17 protein-coding genes are annotated in these 15,505 nt (G+C 70.9%); 7 read left to right on the top strand and 10 right to left on the bottom strand.

Annotated features, from left to right (window positions below; translation table 11 throughout):
• Positions 1-79 precede the first annotated feature (79 nt).
• On the bottom strand, positions 80-634 hold the full coding sequence (locus ABZ939_RS27820) for an NADH-quinone oxidoreductase subunit B (protein ID WP_137994037.1): 555 nt from the start codon (positions 632-634) through the stop codon (positions 80-82).
• A 17-nt stretch (positions 635-651) separates the two neighbouring features.
• A complete protein-coding gene (locus ABZ939_RS27815; protein WP_030494815.1) occupies positions 652-1,011 on the bottom strand; it encodes an NADH-quinone oxidoreductase subunit A in 360 nt (119 codons plus the stop codon).
• 661 nt (positions 1,012-1,672) lie between these two features.
• Between ABZ939_RS27815 and ABZ939_RS27810 the strand changes: the two genes are divergently transcribed.
• Positions 1,673-2,497: a C40 family peptidase gene (locus ABZ939_RS27810; protein ID WP_361860755.1), complete on the top strand. Its 825-nt coding sequence runs from the start codon at positions 1,673-1,675 to the stop codon at positions 2,495-2,497.
• A gap of 76 nt (positions 2,498-2,573) precedes the next feature.
• Here the strand turns inward: ABZ939_RS27810 and ABZ939_RS27805 are convergent, their stop codons facing one another.
• A complete protein-coding gene (locus ABZ939_RS27805; protein WP_361860752.1) occupies positions 2,574-3,446 on the bottom strand; it encodes an NAD(P)-binding domain-containing protein in 873 nt (290 codons plus the stop codon).
• Positions 3,447-3,522: 76 nt separating this feature from the next.
• Here ABZ939_RS27805 and ABZ939_RS27800 point away from each other — a divergent pair, with 76 nt between their 5' ends.
• Positions 3,523-4,518 carry a helix-turn-helix domain-containing protein gene (locus ABZ939_RS27800; protein ID WP_361860749.1) on the top strand — a complete coding sequence of 332 codons (996 nt, stop codon included), beginning with the start codon at positions 3,523-3,525 and terminating at the stop codon, positions 4,516-4,518.
• Here the strand turns inward: ABZ939_RS27800 and ABZ939_RS27795 are convergent.
• Complete coding sequence (locus ABZ939_RS27795; RefSeq protein WP_361860746.1) at positions 4,484-5,767, bottom strand: geranylgeranyl reductase family protein; 1,284 nt, start codon at positions 5,765-5,767, stop codon at positions 4,484-4,486. The genes ABZ939_RS27800 and ABZ939_RS27795 overlap by 35 nt on opposite strands.
• A gap of 121 nt (positions 5,768-5,888) precedes the next feature.
• Complete coding sequence (locus ABZ939_RS27790) at positions 5,889-6,581, bottom strand: demethylmenaquinone methyltransferase (protein ID WP_361860744.1); 693 nt, start codon at positions 6,579-6,581, stop codon at positions 5,889-5,891.
• 160 nt (positions 6,582-6,741) lie between these two features.
• Here ABZ939_RS27790 and ABZ939_RS27785 point away from each other — a divergent pair, with 160 nt between their 5' ends.
• Together ABZ939_RS27785 and ABZ939_RS27780 are read left to right on the top strand one after the other, a co-directional pair.
• Positions 6,742-7,272 carry a SigE family RNA polymerase sigma factor gene (locus ABZ939_RS27785; RefSeq protein WP_361860741.1) on the top strand — a complete coding sequence of 177 codons (531 nt, stop codon included), beginning with the start codon at positions 6,742-6,744 and terminating at the stop codon, positions 7,270-7,272.
• Positions 7,273-7,280: 8 nt separating this feature from the next.
• Positions 7,281-8,087 (top strand): hypothetical protein, encoded by an 807-nt coding sequence (locus ABZ939_RS27780; RefSeq protein ID WP_361860738.1) that lies wholly within the window; start codon positions 7,281-7,283, stop codon positions 8,085-8,087.
• 45 nt (positions 8,088-8,132) lie between these two features.
• On the opposite strand, the gene ABZ939_RS27775 is transcribed toward ABZ939_RS27780, so the two are convergent.
• The 3 genes from ABZ939_RS27775 to ABZ939_RS27765 are packed head-to-tail and all read right to left on the bottom strand — an operon-like array spanning position 8,133 to position 11,837.
• Positions 8,133-8,783 (bottom strand): hypothetical protein, encoded by a 651-nt coding sequence (locus ABZ939_RS27775; RefSeq protein ID WP_361860735.1) that lies wholly within the window; start codon positions 8,781-8,783, stop codon positions 8,133-8,135.
• 7 nt (positions 8,784-8,790) lie between these two features.
• The gene (gene mqnC, locus ABZ939_RS27770) at positions 8,791-9,990 is read right to left on the bottom strand and encodes a cyclic dehypoxanthinyl futalosine synthase (RefSeq protein WP_361860732.1); all 1,200 of its coding nucleotides are present in this window, start codon (positions 9,988-9,990) and stop codon (positions 8,791-8,793) included.
• Positions 9,991-10,049: 59 nt separating this feature from the next.
• Positions 10,050-11,837 (bottom strand): serine/threonine-protein kinase, encoded by a 1,788-nt coding sequence (locus ABZ939_RS27765; RefSeq protein ID WP_361860729.1) that lies wholly within the window; start codon positions 11,835-11,837, stop codon positions 10,050-10,052.
• A 141-nt stretch (positions 11,838-11,978) separates the two neighbouring features.
• Here ABZ939_RS27765 and ABZ939_RS27760 point away from each other — a divergent pair, with 141 nt between their 5' ends.
• Positions 11,979-13,016 carry an alpha/beta hydrolase-fold protein gene (locus tag ABZ939_RS27760; RefSeq protein WP_361860726.1) on the top strand — a complete coding sequence of 346 codons (1,038 nt, stop codon included), beginning with the start codon at positions 11,979-11,981 and terminating at the stop codon, positions 13,014-13,016.
• Positions 13,017-13,018: 2 nt separating this feature from the next.
• Here ABZ939_RS27760 and ABZ939_RS27755 read toward each other — a convergent pair whose 3' ends face one another.
• Positions 13,019-13,879, bottom strand: coding sequence for a menaquinone biosynthesis protein (locus ABZ939_RS27755; protein WP_361860724.1), 861 nt, complete (start codon positions 13,877-13,879; stop codon positions 13,019-13,021).
• A 270-nt stretch (positions 13,880-14,149) separates the two neighbouring features.
• On the opposite strand from ABZ939_RS27755, the gene ABZ939_RS27750 reads away from it, so the two are divergent.
• Entirely contained in the window at positions 14,150-14,353 is a 204-nt protein-coding gene (locus tag ABZ939_RS27750; protein ID WP_003967102.1) for a cold-shock protein, read from the top strand.
• A gap of 101 nt (positions 14,354-14,454) precedes the next feature.
• Complete coding sequence (locus ABZ939_RS27745; RefSeq protein WP_361860721.1) at positions 14,455-14,859, top strand: DUF1992 domain-containing protein; 405 nt, start codon at positions 14,455-14,457, stop codon at positions 14,857-14,859.
• On the opposite strand, the gene ABZ939_RS27740 is transcribed toward ABZ939_RS27745, so the two are convergent.
• Entirely contained in the window at positions 14,856-15,482 is a 627-nt protein-coding gene (locus ABZ939_RS27740; RefSeq protein ID WP_361860718.1) for a TIGR03086 family metal-binding protein, read from the bottom strand. The two genes, ABZ939_RS27745 and ABZ939_RS27740, sit on opposite strands and share 4 nt — an antisense overlap.
• Positions 15,483-15,505 lie beyond the last annotated feature (23 nt).

The following is a 15,505-nucleotide window of genomic DNA, read 5'->3' as shown; positions in this document are numbered from 1 at the left end:
CCGTTCCCTTCTCCGCCCGCGCGGCGCAGAGGCGCGGCCTTCCCTGTCGTCAGCGGCCCGGCGGCCGCGCGTGCGTCGGTCACCGCAGAAGACCCTTCATCTCGATCGTGGGCAGGGCCTTGAGCGCCGCTTCCTCCGCCTCGCGGGCCGCCTCCTCCGCGTTCACGCCGAGGGGGGTGCTCTGGATCTTCTGGTGGAGCTTGAGAATCGCGTCCATCAGCATCTCCGGGCGCGGCGGGCAACCCGGCAAATAGATGTCAACCGGCACAACGTGGTCAACGCCCTGCACAATCGCGTAATTGTTGAACATTCCGCCCGAAGACGCGCAAACGCCCATGGAGATGACCCACTTGGGGTTCGGCATCTGGTCGTAGACCTGCCGCAGGACGGGCGCCATCTTCTGGCTGACGCGGCCGGCCACGATCATCAGATCGGCCTGGCGCGGCGAGCCGCGGAAGACCTCCATGCCGAAGCGCGCCAGGTCGTAGCGGCCGGCGCCGGTCGTCATCATCTCGATGGCGCAACAGGCGAGGCCGAAGGTCGCAGGGAAGACGGATGACTTGCGCACCCAGCCCGCGGCCTGTTCGACCGTCGTCAGCAGAAAGCCGCTCGGCAGCTTCTCTTCGAGTCCCATAGGTGCCCCTCAGCCCCTCAGTCCCATTCCAGGCCGCCGCGCCGCCACACGTAGGCGTAGGCGACGAAGACGGTGAGCACGAAGAGCAGCATCTCCACGAGCCCGAAAAGCCCCAGGGCGTCGAAGGTGACGGCCCAGGGGTAGAGGAAGACGATCTCGATGTCGAAGACGATGAAGAGCATCGCCGTCAGGTAGTACTTGATGGGGAAGCGGCCACCTCCGGCCGGCGTGGGCGTCGGTTCGATGCCGCACTCGTACGCCTCGAGCTTTGCCCTGTTGTACCGCTTTGGGCCGATTAGCGTGGCCATGACCACGGAGAAGATCGCAAACCCCGCACCCAGGGCACCGAGCACGAGGATGGGCGCGTACGCATTCACGCTCCTCGCTCCTTCCAGTCGTCCTTGACCGTTGGACCGCACGGCCGGGCCGTGGAAGATCGCCCCCATGTGAGGCAGTTCACAAGCCCGACTGCCCCGCATCTTATGCCTGCCCCTCTGTGATCTGCGACACGGGGTACACCAACGACTTTGTGATCTCCACCACCTGACGAAGGATCATGAAGTCGGATGAGCGGTGATCTTGGCACTCGAAGCGCCCAGGTGATCACCAGATGTGACATCCGGACCGGAAAGCGCTGGTCGGAAGGGGTGGCGCTCTATCAAGAGATGGACCATGCAAGCAAATTGGCGGTGGACGCGGTTCAGGTGATAAAGCAACCAGCCGTCGCCCGGTCGGGGGCTCCCGCGGACAGGAGTGGACGCGTGCACCCATTCACGAGCTCTGATGTGACCTGTGTCACACTCACACCCGCCTGAAGAAAGCAGGGCTTGGCCATCGGTGTGAAGAGGTGGTAAGCGGCGGTCAATTCGGACGTTTCGCGGAAAACCCGTGATCAAGGCCCTGATAGGCCATGCCCGGATTGTCCGTTACGGCGTCAATAAGGGCGCCAGAGAAGCGGATTAGAAGGTTCCGGACGTAACTGTGGCGCAACCCACGTTTCTTGAAGGGAACCGTGAAGCCCTGATAGCGGTTGTACTCATGTCCCACACCGCTCACATACCCAGCCACCGGAAGCCCCGCCGCAGCGCCTCGAAGCTCGCGCTCCGGGCAGGAGTTGCCGGTGGCGTCCTCAGCACCATCGCGGTGGCCGGTGCTGCCGGGCCGGCGAACGCCGAGCCGGTGACCGAGACCATCGAGATGCCCACCCTGGGCTCGCTCGAGACCGACCTGGCGAGCGCCGTCTCCGCGTCGGCCGAGGCGTCCCAGCAGGAGGCCCTCGACCTGAGCCTGCAGGCCCAGGAGCACGGCGCCGCCCAGAAGGCCGCCCTGGACGCCAAGAAGGCCAAGGCGGAGGCCGACCGCAAGGCCGCGGCCGCCAAGGCTGAGGCCGAGCGCGCCGAGAAGGCCCGCGCCGAGGCCCAGCAGCGCGCCTCCCGCACGCAGGAGCGCACCACGCTCTCCGCGTCCTCCTCCGGCTCCTCGTCCAGCAGCAGCTCGCAGGCGGCCACCGGCTCCGCCGCGGCGATCGTCGCCTTCGCCCGCGCCCAGGTCGGCGACGCCTACGTCTCCGGCGGCACCGGCCCCAACTCCTGGGACTGCTCCGGCCTCGTCCAGGCCGCGTACCGCCAGGCCGGCATCGACCTGCCCCGCGTCTCCAGCTCGCAGTCGTCCATGGGTACGTCCGTCTCGCTGAGCAACCTGCAGCCGGGCGACATCCTCTACTGGGGCAGCCGCAGCGGCTCGTACCACGTGGCCATCTACGTGGGCGGCGGCAACTACGTCGGCGCGCAGAACCCGTCGACCGGTGTCGTCGAGCGCTCCCTGGACTGGGACATGCCCTCCGGCGCTGTCCGGATTCTCTGATTCCAGCGCTTTTACGGTGAAAAGCCGTCACTCCTCGGGGGAGTGACGGCTTTTCCCTCGTTCGGCCGGAGTTGCCCTACTTTCGGAACGCCTCGATGATCCGGGCGTAGCTGTCCCCGCCGTGTCCGGCCTCGACCGCGCCGCGCATCAGCTCCAGATGGAGCTCCGGCAGCCGGTTGTCGATGCCGCGCGCCTCGCCCGCGTGCAGAAGATGCCCGATGGCGGCCACCTGGACGTCGATCGTGGCGTCCGCGCCCGGGTACTCCCCCGCGTCGATCTGCTCGGCGTACCCGGTCATGAACCAGGAGACCGTCTTCAGCCAGCGGCCCGCCACGGCCGTGAAGTCCCTCGCCGCCACCCCGTCGGCGCCCGCCAGGGCGGTCGCGTGCAGCCAGCCGCCGAAGACCGACCACATGAGGCCGAGCAGCCCGGCGTCGTAGAGCGAGGCGAGCCCCGCGTCCGCGCCCAGGTCCACCGGGTCGCCGAGCACGGCAAGCGTCGCTCGGTGCTCGGCGAGGAGCTCCGGCCCGCCCGCGTACAGGATCATGTTGGCGCTGTCGCCGACCCCGGGCGGCGTCGTCATGACGGCGCCGTCGAGATAGCCGATACCGTGCTCCGCCGCCCAGCGGGCGCTCTCCCGGGCCTGCTCGGGGGAGCCGGTGGTGAGGTTGACGAGGACCCGGCCCCGAAGCGACGCCACCGCCGGGTCGAGGAGTTCGTGGACGGCCGCGTGGTCGAGGACGCAGACCACGACCAGCTCGCTCGCGGCGACCGCCTCGGCGACGCCGGCCGCGCGGACGGCTCCGCGGGCGACCAGGGCGGCGGCCTTCTCCGGGGTGCGGTTCCAGACGGTGGTGCGGTGGCCGGCGGTGAGGAAGGCATCGGCGAGGGCGGTGCCCATCTGTCCGAGACCGATGACCGTGATGTTCTGTGCGTTCATGGGCTCCACGCTCGCAGCGGCGGAATCCGGCCGACAGTGGCAGGACTGACGACGGCCGCACGATTCCTGCCGTACGGTCGGCCTCATGAGCACAGGAGTCGTCGCCATCGCCGTCGTACCGGACCGGCGGATCGGGACGTCGCTGTGGGAGCTGTACGAACTCTCCCTCGCGTGCGGGGTCTTCGGCATCCCGCAGCCCGACCTCGCCGACCCCTGGTACGAGCTCCGGCTGTGCGGGGACGCCGGCGACACCGGGGTCTTCTCGCTGCGGACCGACCACGGCCTCGACGGACTCGTGGGCGCGGACACCGTCATCGTGCCCTCCGTGCCCGACGCGGTCGTGGAGGACGGCGAGGAGGTGCCGGCCGAACTGGTCGAGGCGCTGCGCGCGGCCGCCGCGTCCGGCGCGCGGATGGTGTCCCTGTGCACCGGGGCCTTCGCGCTCGCCGCCGCCGGACTCCTCGACGGCCGCCGGGCCACCGCCCACTGGCAGCACACCGCGCAACTGGCCGCCCGCCACCCCGGGGTGATCGTGGACGACTCGGTGCTCTACACCGACGAGGGAACGGTGCTGACGAGCGCCGGGGCCACCGCCGCGCTCGACCTGTGCCTGCATCTCGTACGCAAGGACCTCGGCGCCACGGTCGCGGGGCAGCTCGCCCGGCGCCTGGTCGTGCCCGCCCACCGCACCGGCGGGCAGGCCCAGTTCATCGAGGCTCCGCTGCCGCCGAGCGACGGCGACAGCCTGGGGCCCGTCCTGCAGTGGGCGACCGAGAACCTCGCCGACCCGCTGACCGTCGACGACCTCGCCCGGCGGGCCCGGATGAGCCCGCGCACCTTCCACCGGCGGGTCCAGGAGGCGTACGGGACCACCCCGCTGCAGTGGCTGCTCCAGCAGCGCGTCGCCCTCGCCCAGACCCTCCTGGAGTCCACCGACCTGCCCGTGGAGCTGGTCGGCGAACGGAGCGGCCTGGGCACGTCGGCCAATCTGCGGCGCCACTTCACCCGTACGGTCGGGGTGTCCCCGTCCGACTACCGGCGGTCGTTCAGGCCTTCGGGGCCACCTTCGAAAGGCCGTTGATGATGCGATCCATCGCGTCGCCACCCGTCGGGTCCGTCAGGTTCGCGAGCATCTTCAGGGTGAACTTCATCAGGACCGGGTGGGTCAGACCGCGCTGTGTCGCGATCTTCATGATCTTCGGGTTGCCGATGATCTTCACGAAGGCGCGACCCAGCGTGTAGTACCCGCCGTAGGTGTCCTTGAGGATCTTCGGGTAGTTGTGCAGGGCCAGTTCGCGCTGGGCCGGGGTCGCCCGGGCGTGCGCCTGGACGATGACGTCGGCCGCGATCTGGCCGGACTCCATCGCGTACGCGATGCCCTCGCCGTTGAACGGGTTGACCAGGCCGCCCGCGTCACCGACGAGCAGCAGGCCCTTGGTGTAGTGCGGCTGGCGGTTGAAGGCCATCGGCAGGGCGGCGCCGCGGATCGGCGTCGTCATGTTGTCCGGGGTGTAGCCCCAGTCCTCCGGCATGGAGGCGCACCAGGCCTTGAGGACCTCGCGCCAGTCCAGCTCCTTGAAGGCGGACGAGGAGTTCAGGATGCCGAGGCCGACGTTGGACGTGCCGTCGCCCATGCCGAAGATCCAGCCGTAGCCGGGCAGGAGACGGTCCTGCGGGCCGCGCCGGTCCCACAGCTCCAGCCAGGACTCCAGGTAGTCGTCGTCGTGGCGGGGGCTGGTGAAGTACGTCCGTACGGCCACGCCCATCGGCCGGTCCTCGCGCCGGTGCAGGCCCATGGCGAGGGAGAGCCGGGTCGAGTTGCCGTCGGCGGCGACGACGAGCGGCGCGTGGAAGGTGACCTCGCGCTTCTCCTCGCCGAGCTTCGCGGTCACACCGGTGATCCGGCCGGTGCGGTCGTCGATGATCGGGGCCCCGACGTTGCAGCGCTCGTACAGCCGCGCGCCCGCCTTCTGCGCCTGCCGGGCGAGCTGCTCGTCGAAGTCGTCGCGCTTACGGACGAGTCCGTAGTCCGGATACGAGGCGAGGTCGGGCCAGTCGAGCTGGAGCCGGACCCCTCCGCCGATGATCCGCAGGCCCTTGTTGCGCAGCCAGCCCGCCTCCTCGGAGATGTCGATCCCCATGGCGACGAGCTGCTTCGTGGCGCGCGGGGTGAGCCCGTCGCCACAGACCTTCTCGCGGGGGAACGCGGTCTTCTCCAGGAGCAGGACGTCGAGTCCGGCCTTGGCGAGGTAGTACGCGGTCGTGGAGCCGGCCGGGCCTGCCCCGACGACGATCACATCTGCGCTGTGCTCGGAGAGGGGCTCGGTCACGGCGTGGTCTCCCGAAGGGTCGAGGGAAGGTCGGTTGCAGTCTATTGCGGGGGCTCCGCGGCCCACGGCGGAGGTTCCGCGGTGCCGGTGCGGGGTCCGGACAGGCCCTGGGGGTGTCTCGCTAGAGCTTGAAGCCCCGGTGCATGGCCACCACGCCACCGGTCAGGTTGCGCCAGGCCACCTTGGACCAGCCGGCCTTCTGCAGCAGCCCCGCGAGGGCCGGCTGGTCGGGCCAGGACTGGATGGACTCGGCGAGGTAGACGTACGCGTCCGGGTTGGAGGAGATCGCCCGGGCCACCGGCGGCAGCGCGCGCATCAGGTACTCCTCGTACACCGTGCGGAACGGCTTCCACGTCGGGTGCGAGAACTCGCAGATGACCACGCGGCCGCCGGGCTTCGTCACCCGGTACAGCTCGCGCAGCGCCCCCTCGGTGTCCTGGATGTTGCGCAGGCCGAAGGAGATCGTCACCGCGTCGAAGACGTCGTCGCGGAAGGGGAGCTTCGTTCCGTCGCCGGCGGTGAACGGCATCCACGGGTGCCGCTTCTTGCCGACCTGGAGCATGCCGATCGAGAAGTCGCAGGGCACGACATAGGCCCCGGCGCGGGCGAAGGGCTGTGAGGAGGTGGCCGTCCCGGCCGCCAGGTCCAGGATCCGCTGCGCCGGGCGGGCGTCGACCGCCTTGGCGACCTCCTTGCGCCAGCGGCGGTCCTGGCCGAGCGAGAGCACATCGTTGGTGAGGTCGTAGTTCGCCGCCACGTCGTCGAACATCGAGGCGACTTCGTGCGGCTGCTTGTCCAGGGATGCTCGGGTCACCCGGCCATTGTGGCAGCCCGCCCTCCCCGCGCCTCGGGAGCCCTCCGGGAGGTGCCGGGAAATTGTTCCGCCCTCCCGTTCAACCTTTTCCGGTACCGCGCGCTCAAGGAAGGGTGACAGTCGGGCAACCGGGGGCGGACCCCACGGACGGAGGAGCGCGATGCAGGCATCGCAAGGCTCGGACCAGGCGTTCGAGGAGTTCGCCCGCGCCGGGCAGACACGGCTGTACCGCACGGCCTATCTGCTCTGCGGCGACGCGGAGACCGCCCGCGATCTCACCCAGACCACCCTCGCCAAGATCTTCCAGCACTGGCGCAAGGCCGGCACCGCCGAGTACCCGCACGCCTACGCCAAGACCGTACTGACCCGCACCTTCCTCGCCGAGCGGCGCCGCCGGGTGCGCGACCTGCTCGCCTTCACCAAGACGGGCGGGCTCGTCCCCGCCCCCGCGGCCGAGCACACCGACCTCCGGGTCACGCTCCTCGCCGCGCTCGCCGAACTCCCGCCGAGGGCCCGCGCGATGGTCGTCCTGCGGTACTGGGAGGACCTGAGCGTGGACACGGTCGCCTCGCTCCTGCGCTGCAGCGAGGCCACGGTCAAGAGCACCTGCTCCCGCTCCCTCGCGCGGCTCCGCGACCGCCTCGGCGAGGCCCATCTCTACGCCATCGACCACCACTCCACCGGAAGCTGAGGCCCGCCGTGGACGACACCTCCCTGCTCAAGACCGCCATGGACCGCACGACCGAAGACCTCCCGCCGCTCCCCGACCTCGCGCCGGTCGCGATGGCCCAGGGACGCAGGCGGCGCACCCGGGCGCGGCTCGCCGCCGTCGGCGGGGTCTTCGGCACGGTGACCGCCGCCGCGCTCGGCCTGACGTCCCTCCCCGGGCCGGACACCGGCGTGGCCATGCCCGCCGCGCCCCCGGCCGCCTCCCCCTCGGCGTACCGCACGCCCGTGCAGGTGGAGGAGACCCCCGGCGTGACCCCGCCGGACAACCCCGAGGGCCTCCCGGCCGCCGAACGGGAGCGGCGAGCGGGCTTCCAGCAACAGGTGGCGGCGCTGCTCGACGAGTTGCTGCCGGCCTCGGTGACCGACGTCCGACCGGTGAAGGACAAGGTGTACGCGTACCGGATCACGTCGGCCGGCACGACCTTCGACCTGACCCTTTCGGTGCGGCCGTCCGACGACCTGGCCGTGCGGCCGTGCCCGAGCCCCGCGGACGAGCGGATGCGGTGCGAGACGGCCGAGCTCGACGGGGCGAAGGAGCAGCAGGCCAGGCTCCGGTCGCTGATGGCCGAGCGGCCCGACACATGGACGTCATGGGTCGACTTCTCGTACGGCAGGAGCCTCGTCCGGCTCTCCGTCGACGCCGCCGAGGTCTCGGCGCCGGTGACACCCGAGCAACTCGTCGCCGTCGCCCGCGACACGCGCCTCATGGACCTGGTGCGGTACGCGGACGAGAACCCGGTCGAGAAGAAGGAGACACCCCCGATCCAGGGCGGCTGAGCCGCGGCGACCGCACGGACCCGGCCATGGCCCGCCGGGCAGGTCCTAGCGGCGGCGGAAGACCAGGCGGCCGCCGAGGACCGTGGCCACGCAGGTGCGGGCGCCGCGGGCGAGCAGGGCGGCCTCGTCGGTCACGTCGAAGACGGCCAGGTCGGCCGGTTCGCCCACGATCAGCGGGCCGTGGACGGTGCCCGCCAGGTCGTGGCCCTCCACGAAGGGGTCGAGGTCCGGACCGTCCCACACCGGCGGGGCCGATACCGCCGCGTTCGGCACCTCGCGCAGCCCGGCGCGCGCCACGGCCTGCCGGACATCCGACCGGGGCCCGAGCCCCACGTGCGTCGTCCCGTGGGCCAGCATCCGCTGGATGCCGCGCCGCACACTGCCCGCCATCCGGGCCGCGTCGGGCGCGAGGGCGTCGAAGGCCGGGCCCGCCAGCGGCTCGGTGCCCAACTCGTCCGCCTCGCGCGGGTCCGGGTGGTACACCCGGGTGAGCAGCCAGTGCCCGTGCCACTGGCGGAGCCCCGGGGTCAGGACCCCGGGCCACCGCCGCACCCGCGCCGACGGGTGCGCGGCGGCCACGTCCTCGTACGGGCCGATGGCCGCGATCTCCGCGTCCCGGACGGCGACCGCACCGCCGGGCACGGGGGGCCGGCCCCCGCCCGGCAGCAGCAGATCCGCCGCGTGGATCGTCAGCACGGGGAGGTCAGTTGGCGTTCAGGAGCTTCAGCTCCGGGTGCGCCGTACCGCCCTCGATGGCCGTGGACGAGATGTGCGAGGCGACCCGCTCGTCGACCGGGTCGTTCGCCGGGTCGTCGTGCACCACGATGTGCTCGTACGTGGTGGTCCGCTGCGCCGGGACGCGGTCCGCGGTGCGGATCATGTCGATCATCTCGCGCAGGTTGGAGCGGTGCTTGGCGCCCGCCGACGAGACGACGTTCTCCTCCAGCATGATCGAGCCGAGGTCGTCCGCGCCGTAGTGCAGGGTCAGCTGCCCGATCTCCTTGCCCGTGGTGAGCCACGAGCCCTGGATGTGGGCGATGTTGTCCATGAAGAGCCGCCCGACCGCGATCATGCGCAGGTACTCGAAGAGCGTGGCCTGCGTACGGCCCTTGAGGTGGTTGTTCTCGGGCTGGTACGTGTACGGGATGAAGGCCCGGAAGCCGCCCGTCCGGTCCTGCACGTCACGGATCATCCGCAGGTGCTCGATGCGCTCGGCGTTGGTCTCACCGGTGCCCATCAGCATCGTGGACGTCGACTCGACTCCGAGGCCGTGCGCGATCTCCATGATCTCCAGCCACCGCTCGCCGCTCTCCTTGAGCGGGGCGATCGCCTTGCGCGGGCGCGCCGGCAGCAGCTCGGCGCCGGCGCCGGCGAAGGAGTCGAGACCGGCCTGGTGGATCCGGGTGATCGCCTCCTCCACGGAGACGCCGGAGATGCGGGCCATGTGCTCGACCTCGGACGCGCCGAGGGAGTGGATGACCAGCTGCGGGAATTCCTTCTTGATGGCGGCGAAGTGCTTCTCGTAGTACTCGACGCCGTAGTCCGGGTGGTGTCCGCCCTGGAACATGATCTGGGTGCCGCCGAGCTCCACGGTCTCCGCGCAGCGGCGCAGGATGTCGTCGAGGTCGCGGGTCCAGCCCTTGGCCGTGTCCTTCGGCGGCGCGTAGAACGCGCAGAACTTGCACGCCGTCACACACACGTTGGTGTAGTTGATGTTCCGCTCGATGATGTACGTCGCGATGTGCTCCGTACCGGCGTAGCGGCGGCGGCGTACGGCGTCGGCGGCCGCGCCCAGCGCGTGCAGCGGCGCCGAGCGGTAGAGGTCGAGCGCCTCCTCGGGGGTGATCCGGCCACCCGCTGCGGCGCGGTCGAGGACGGACTGAAGGTCGGCCTTCTCGGTCACCGGGTGAGTCCCTTTCGGAGGGGTTCTGGACAGACTGAACCAGCCTACGCCAGCGGTTCTCAGGACTTCCGCAGGGTGCCGGTCGGTCGGCCGGCCGCCTCCTCGTCGGACCGGTAGGTGAGGGTGCCGTCGGGGTTCCGGGTCAGTGTGAAGCTCGATGTCCCGGTGGTGCAGAGGCCCGCGGTGCCGGGGCGGTCGGGATCGGTGCGGTCCGCGATGCGCAGCTCGGTCGCGGTGGCGGAGGTCAGCCTGCCGATCCCGAAACAGCGGACGGTGGTGCCGAGGACGCTGATGCTGTGGGTGGTGCGGACGACGTCCTCGCCCGTGCCGCCGTTGGCGACGACGGCCGTGAAGTCGCCGTGCGGGGAGCCGTTTCGTTCCGTGGTGGGCCCGGTCCATGTGCCGAGGAAGGCGGAGGGGACGGAGCCGGGGGCGGGCGTGGGTGAGGTGGCGGCGGGCGGACTCGCCGTGTTTCCACCGGTCTTGCCGGCGTCGGCGGCGCGGCGGCCGCCCGGCATCAGGTCGAAGAGGAACCCCGCCCCCAGGGTCACGGCGGCGAGCGCCCCGGCGACGGCGAGCGCGACGGTACAGCTGACCCGCCGTCCGGCCGCCACGGAGAGGGTCACCTGCCGCTGCCCGGCTCCGTCCTCCTCCCCCTGCCTGGGGGCGGGCACGCTGCCGGGGGCCGTCGGACCCGACGACGGGGCGGGCGCCGCGGACGGCGGGGTCGTCGGACCGGACGGCGGGTTCGTCGGACCGGACGGCGGGGCGGTCAGGGGCACCGGCGGCCCGAAGACACCCGACGGCGGGCCGGTCACGGCTCCTCCGGGGCCGGGGGGCGACACCGAAGAGGCGGTGAAGGGGACGGGTCCCGAGACGCTGGGGTCGAGCGCCGTGGCAGGGCCGGGGAGGTACGCCGGCGCGGCACCAACGCCCGGCGTCGCTCCCGTATCCGCGTCGAGTTCCAGGAGGCGTACGGCGGTCCGGCTGATCTCCTCGACCAGGGGGCCCGGCAGCCAGCCGCCCGCCACCAGCGCCGCCGCGCCGGCCGGGGCGAGCGCGGCCGCGACCGCGGCCGGGGCGGGGCGGTCTGCCGGGTCCTTCGCGAGGCAGGCCGTCGCCAGCTCCCGCAACCGGCCCGACACTCCGCCCAGCTCGGGCTCCTCGTGGACGACCTTGTAGAGGAGGGCGGCGGAGGTGTCACCGGGGAAGGGCGGGGCGCCGGTCGCCGCGTACACGAGGACCGCGCCGAGCGAGAACACGTCGGACGCGCCCGTCGCCCCGTGGCCGAGGATCTGCTCGGGCGCCATGTAGCCGGGCGAGCCGATGGAGACCCCGGTCGCCGTCAGCGACGCCGTGCCGTCCGTGGCCCGCGCGATGCCGAAGTCGATGAGCCGCGGGCCCTCCAGGGTGGCGAGCACGTTGGAGGGCTTCACGTCGCGGTGGACCAGGCCGAGCCCGTGCACGCCCGCCAGCGCCTCCGCGAGGCCGGCGCCCAGGGTCCGTACCGTGTGCTCGGGCAGCGGGCCGATCGCCTCCACGGCCCGGGCGAGCGTCGGCCCGGCGACGTAACCGGTCGCGACCCACGGCACGGCGGCGTCGGGATCGGCGTCAAGGACCGGCGCGGTCCACTGGCCGCCGACCAGCCGGGCGGCCTCCACCTCACGCCGGAACCGGGCCCGGAACTGCTCGTCCAGGGCGAAGTGCGGGTGCACGATCTTCACGGCGACGGTCCGGCCGCCCTCGTTGCGGGCCAGGTAGACGCGCCCCATACCGCCGGAGCCGAGACGGCCGAGGAGCCGGTAGGCACCGATGGTCCTCGGTTCCCCTGCTTCGAGCGGCTGCATGTCTCCCCTTCCAGCAGCGCGGAGCCCTTCGTGGGCCGCATCACCACGATTCGGAACCGTACCCAGCCAACCGATCCCCCACCACGTCCCTCCTCCCTTCCGTAATAAGTCGCCGTGTCCAGAAACACCCGGAGTCGCCCGATGAAACGCCTCCCGAGGATCCTCGCCGTCACCCTCGCTCTCAGTACGGCGGCCGCTCTGGTCAGCGGCTGCTCGGAGGGCGCTCCCGTCTCGTTCGACACTCCGAGATCGACGGCCACGGCCGACAAGCCGACTGCCTCGGGCGCGCCGCGTACTCCCCGGGCGAAGGTCCCGGAAACCGTCTTCCCCACCGGCCCCAAGGCGAGCTTCACCACGGCCAACACCCTTGAGGACGGCACCAAGATCGGTGTCACCACGCTCGAGGGCGCGAAGTCCGGTTTCACGGGCAAGGTGTGGGTGTGGGCCCCGAAGCAGTATTTCGACCCGAAGTACGCCGACAGCGGCTTCCCCGTCCTCGTGGCACTGCCCGGCGGGAACGGCTATCCGGTGAATTACTGGATGGGCACGGACCTCAAACTGCAGTCGAGCATCACCACGTGGGCACAGGAAGGGAAAAGCCTTCCGTTCATTGTCGTGATGCCTGTCCTCAACCCCGACGACACCTACTACTACGACGGCAGCGATATCCCGGGGCAGCCGAAAATGGGCACCTGGCTCGCCGAGGACGTACCGGATTTCGTCCGGGCGAATTTCCGTACCTTCAAGTCCCGTGACGGCTGGGCGTTCATGGGCTCGTCCTCCGGCGCCTTCGCCGGTCTGAAGGCGGTGCTCCAGCGCCCCGACCGGTTCAAGGCCGTGATCGCGTCGGGCCCCGACACCGTCCCCGACTCCCCGCTGTGGGCGGGCCACGAGGCGGAACGGCAGGCGAACAACCCGGAGAAGCTCGCCAAGGCGCTCGGCGCGAAGCCGGACACCAAGGAGAACCAGGTCTACCTGGCGTTCCAGATCGGCTCGGAGGAGTCGGGCGGTCCCCGGCTGAAGTCCTTCATCAAGAACTACGGCAAGGGGCCGGTCAAGACCCGCCTCCAGGTCATCCAGGGCGGCGAGCACAACGCCAGGAGCTACATCCGGGGCATGGGGGACGGCTCGATGGAGTGGATCAGCCGGCACATGCAGGCACCGATCCCGTCCCCCTGACCTCAGCCGAGCAGCTCCACCTTCACGTCCGCCGGGAAACCGGTCGTCGGGCCGGTCCGGCGGGCGAACTCGCGCACCCCCGCCAGCTGCTCGGGCCCGAAGCGGAAGTCCAGTGTCCGGAAGTACCGCTCCAGGAGCTCCGCGTCGAAGGACTCCCAGCGCGCGGCCTGCTCCGCGACCTTGGCGACCTCCACCAGGGACAGATCGCGCGAGGCCAGGAACGCCTCGTGCACCTCGCGCACGGTCCCCGGCTCACGGGCGAGGAAGTCCTTGCGCGCCGCCCACACGGCGAAGACGAAGGGCAGCCCCGTCCACTCCTTCCACATCAGCCCCAGGTCGTGGACCTCGAGACCGAGCCGCGGGGCGTCGTGCAGCGAGGCCCGCAGGGCGGCGTCGCCGATCAGGACGGCCGCGTCCGCCTCCTGCATCATCAGCCCGAGGTCCGGCGGGCACGTGTAGTAGTCGGGTTGGACGTCGTACCGCTCGGCGAGCAGCAGCTGCGCGAGGCGTACGGAGGTACGGGAGGTGGACCCGAGCGCCACCCGCGCCCCGTCCAGCTGCTTCAGGGGCCGCTGGGAGACGATCACGCAGGACATGACGGGGCCGTCGCAGCCCACGGCGATGTCCGGCAGAGCGACAAGATCGTCCGCGTTGCGGAGATATTCGACGAGGGTGATGGGGCCGACATCGAGGTCGCCGCGCACCAGCCGCTCGCTGAGCTTCTCCGGGGTGTCCTTGGTCAGCTCCAGATCGAGGAGCGTTCCGGTACGCGCCAGGCCCCAGTAGAGGGGGAGGCAGTTCAGGAACTGGATGTGTCCGACGCGGGGCCGGCTGCGCTGGTGGTCGTCGGTTGCATTGTCCACATCGCGAGGCTAGACCTGTCTCGTACGGTGGACATCGCCGGGGCGCGCGTGGCGCTCACGTCAGCACATGAGAAGCGCATCAAACGTGTGGGTGACGTGATCTTTCCCTCTAGTGCGGCGCACACCCTGCGTGCTACGCTCATCGCAAGTTGCAGTTTGGTTTCCCTTGCAGTACAGAGCCTGCGGAGCATGTGACCCGCAGGCTTTTGTAGTTTTCAGACTTGTTTGCAGGTTCTGGAGCAGGGCAACCCTTTGGCCCAAGGAGGGCTTATGGCTACCGGAACCGTCAAGTGGTTCAACGCTGAAAAGGGCTTCGGCTTCATCGCCCAGGACGGCGGCGGCCCGGATGTCTTCGTCCACTACTCCGCGATCAACGCGTCCGGGTTCCGCTCCCTCGAGGAGAACCAGGTCGTGAACTTCGACGTCACGCAGGGTCCGAAGGGCCCGCAGGCGGAGAACGTCACCCCGGCCTAAGTTGCCCGGGTCGGCGATCGCGCACGGCTAGAGAAGTACCCAAGGAGCCCCGCTCCGTGCCTTCGGGCACGAGCGGGGCTCCTGCCTTTTAGCCTGGACACATGACCGAACGCAAACCGCCCGGCGTCAGCTTCGAGTCATTCGTGGACAAGCAGATCCGCGAGGCCATGGAACGCGGGGAGTTCAAGAAGCTGCCCGGCTTCGGGAAGCCGCTCGACGACGACAGCGCCCCGTACGACCCGCTGTGGTGGATCAAGAGCAAGATGCACCGCGAGGGCGGGGCCGTCCTCCCGCCCTCGCTGGCCCTCCGCAAGGAGGCGGAGGACGCGGTGGAGGCGATCGGCCGGGCCACGTCGGAGACGCAGGTGCGCCGGATCCTCGGCGAGATCAACACCAAGATCGTCGAGGCCCTCGCCCGACCGCCGGCGGGGCCGCTGCTGAATCTGAAGCCGTTCGACGTGGAGGCGACGGTCGCGCGGTGGCGGGCGGAGCGGGCGGACGGTTAGCTCGGGCGGCCTCGGCCGAGGGCCGCGAGGATCCGGTCCAGCGTCCCGGCATCGGGCGCCGGGGTGAGGCCGGGACGGAAGGGGCTGTCCGGCGCGAGGCGGGCGTCGCCGTCCGGGACGGCGAGGGCGATCGGCAGCGCGGCGTCCAGGATGTCGGGCCCGGGTTCGTACGGGAGGTCGAGAGTGCGGGCGACGTCCCAGCCGTGGACCACGTAGTCGATGAAGTGGAAGCCGATGGCCCGGTCGGCGGAGAAGGGCCGGTCGACGCTGAACTCGGCCAGGAGGAAGGGCCGGTCCGGGGCGTCCACGGCCGCGAAGGCGGCGACCACCCGCTCGGCCGCGTCGGCGTATCGAGCGATGTCGACGGCGCTCTCGGACCAGTGGGTGAGATCCCCGCCCTGCCCGAGCGCGGCAGCCGCGAACCCACGGTGCTGGGCGGTCATGTGGGCGAGCAGATCGGCAAGGGTCCATCCGGCGCAGGGCGTCGGTCGGGAGAGATCCGCGGGGGTCACCCGGCGCACCAGGTCCACGCTGTCCTGGACCACGCGCGCGTGGAGGAGCCGTAACCGGTCGAACCGCTCCGTACGTTCCGAGTCTTTCGAGCCCTTCGAAGAGATACGCATGCGCTTACGATCTGCTCGGGCTT

The organism is Streptomyces sp. NPDC046712, assembly GCF_040645695.1.
Taxonomy (GTDB): domain Bacteria; phylum Actinomycetota; class Actinomycetes; order Streptomycetales; family Streptomycetaceae; genus Streptomyces.
This window is presented reverse-complemented; position numbering and strand designations above follow the sequence as displayed.

What these genes read in the sequence shown, in the direction of transcription:
- ABZ939_RS27760 (WP_361860726.1), top strand. Translation starts at nt 11,979, where the DNA reads ATGAAACGCCTCCCGAGGATCCTCGCCGTCACCCTCGCTCTCAGTACG.
- ABZ939_RS27745 (WP_361860721.1), top strand. Translation starts at nt 14,455, where the DNA reads ATGACCGAACGCAAACCGCCCGGCGTCAGCTTCGAGTCATTCGTGGAC.
- ABZ939_RS27785 (WP_361860741.1), top strand. Translation starts at nt 6,742, where the DNA reads ATGCAGGCATCGCAAGGCTCGGACCAGGCGTTCGAGGAGTTCGCCCGC.
- ABZ939_RS27810 (WP_361860755.1), top strand. Translation starts at nt 1,673, where the DNA reads ATGTCCCACACCGCTCACATACCCAGCCACCGGAAGCCCCGCCGCAGC.
- ABZ939_RS27750 (WP_003967102.1), top strand. Translation starts at nt 14,150, where the DNA reads ATGGCTACCGGAACCGTCAAGTGGTTCAACGCTGAAAAGGGCTTCGGC.
- ABZ939_RS27820 (WP_137994037.1), bottom strand. Translation starts at nt 634, where the DNA reads ATGGGACTCGAAGAGAAGCTGCCGAGCGGCTTTCTGCTGACGACGGTC.
- ABZ939_RS27740 (WP_361860718.1), bottom strand. Translation starts at nt 15,482, where the DNA reads ATGCGTATCTCTTCGAAGGGCTCGAAAGACTCGGAACGTACGGAGCGG.
- ABZ939_RS27800 (WP_361860749.1), top strand. Translation starts at nt 3,523, where the DNA reads ATGAGCACAGGAGTCGTCGCCATCGCCGTCGTACCGGACCGGCGGATC.
- ABZ939_RS27765 (WP_361860729.1), bottom strand. Translation starts at nt 11,837, where the DNA reads ATGCAGCCGCTCGAAGCAGGGGAACCGAGGACCATCGGTGCCTACCGG.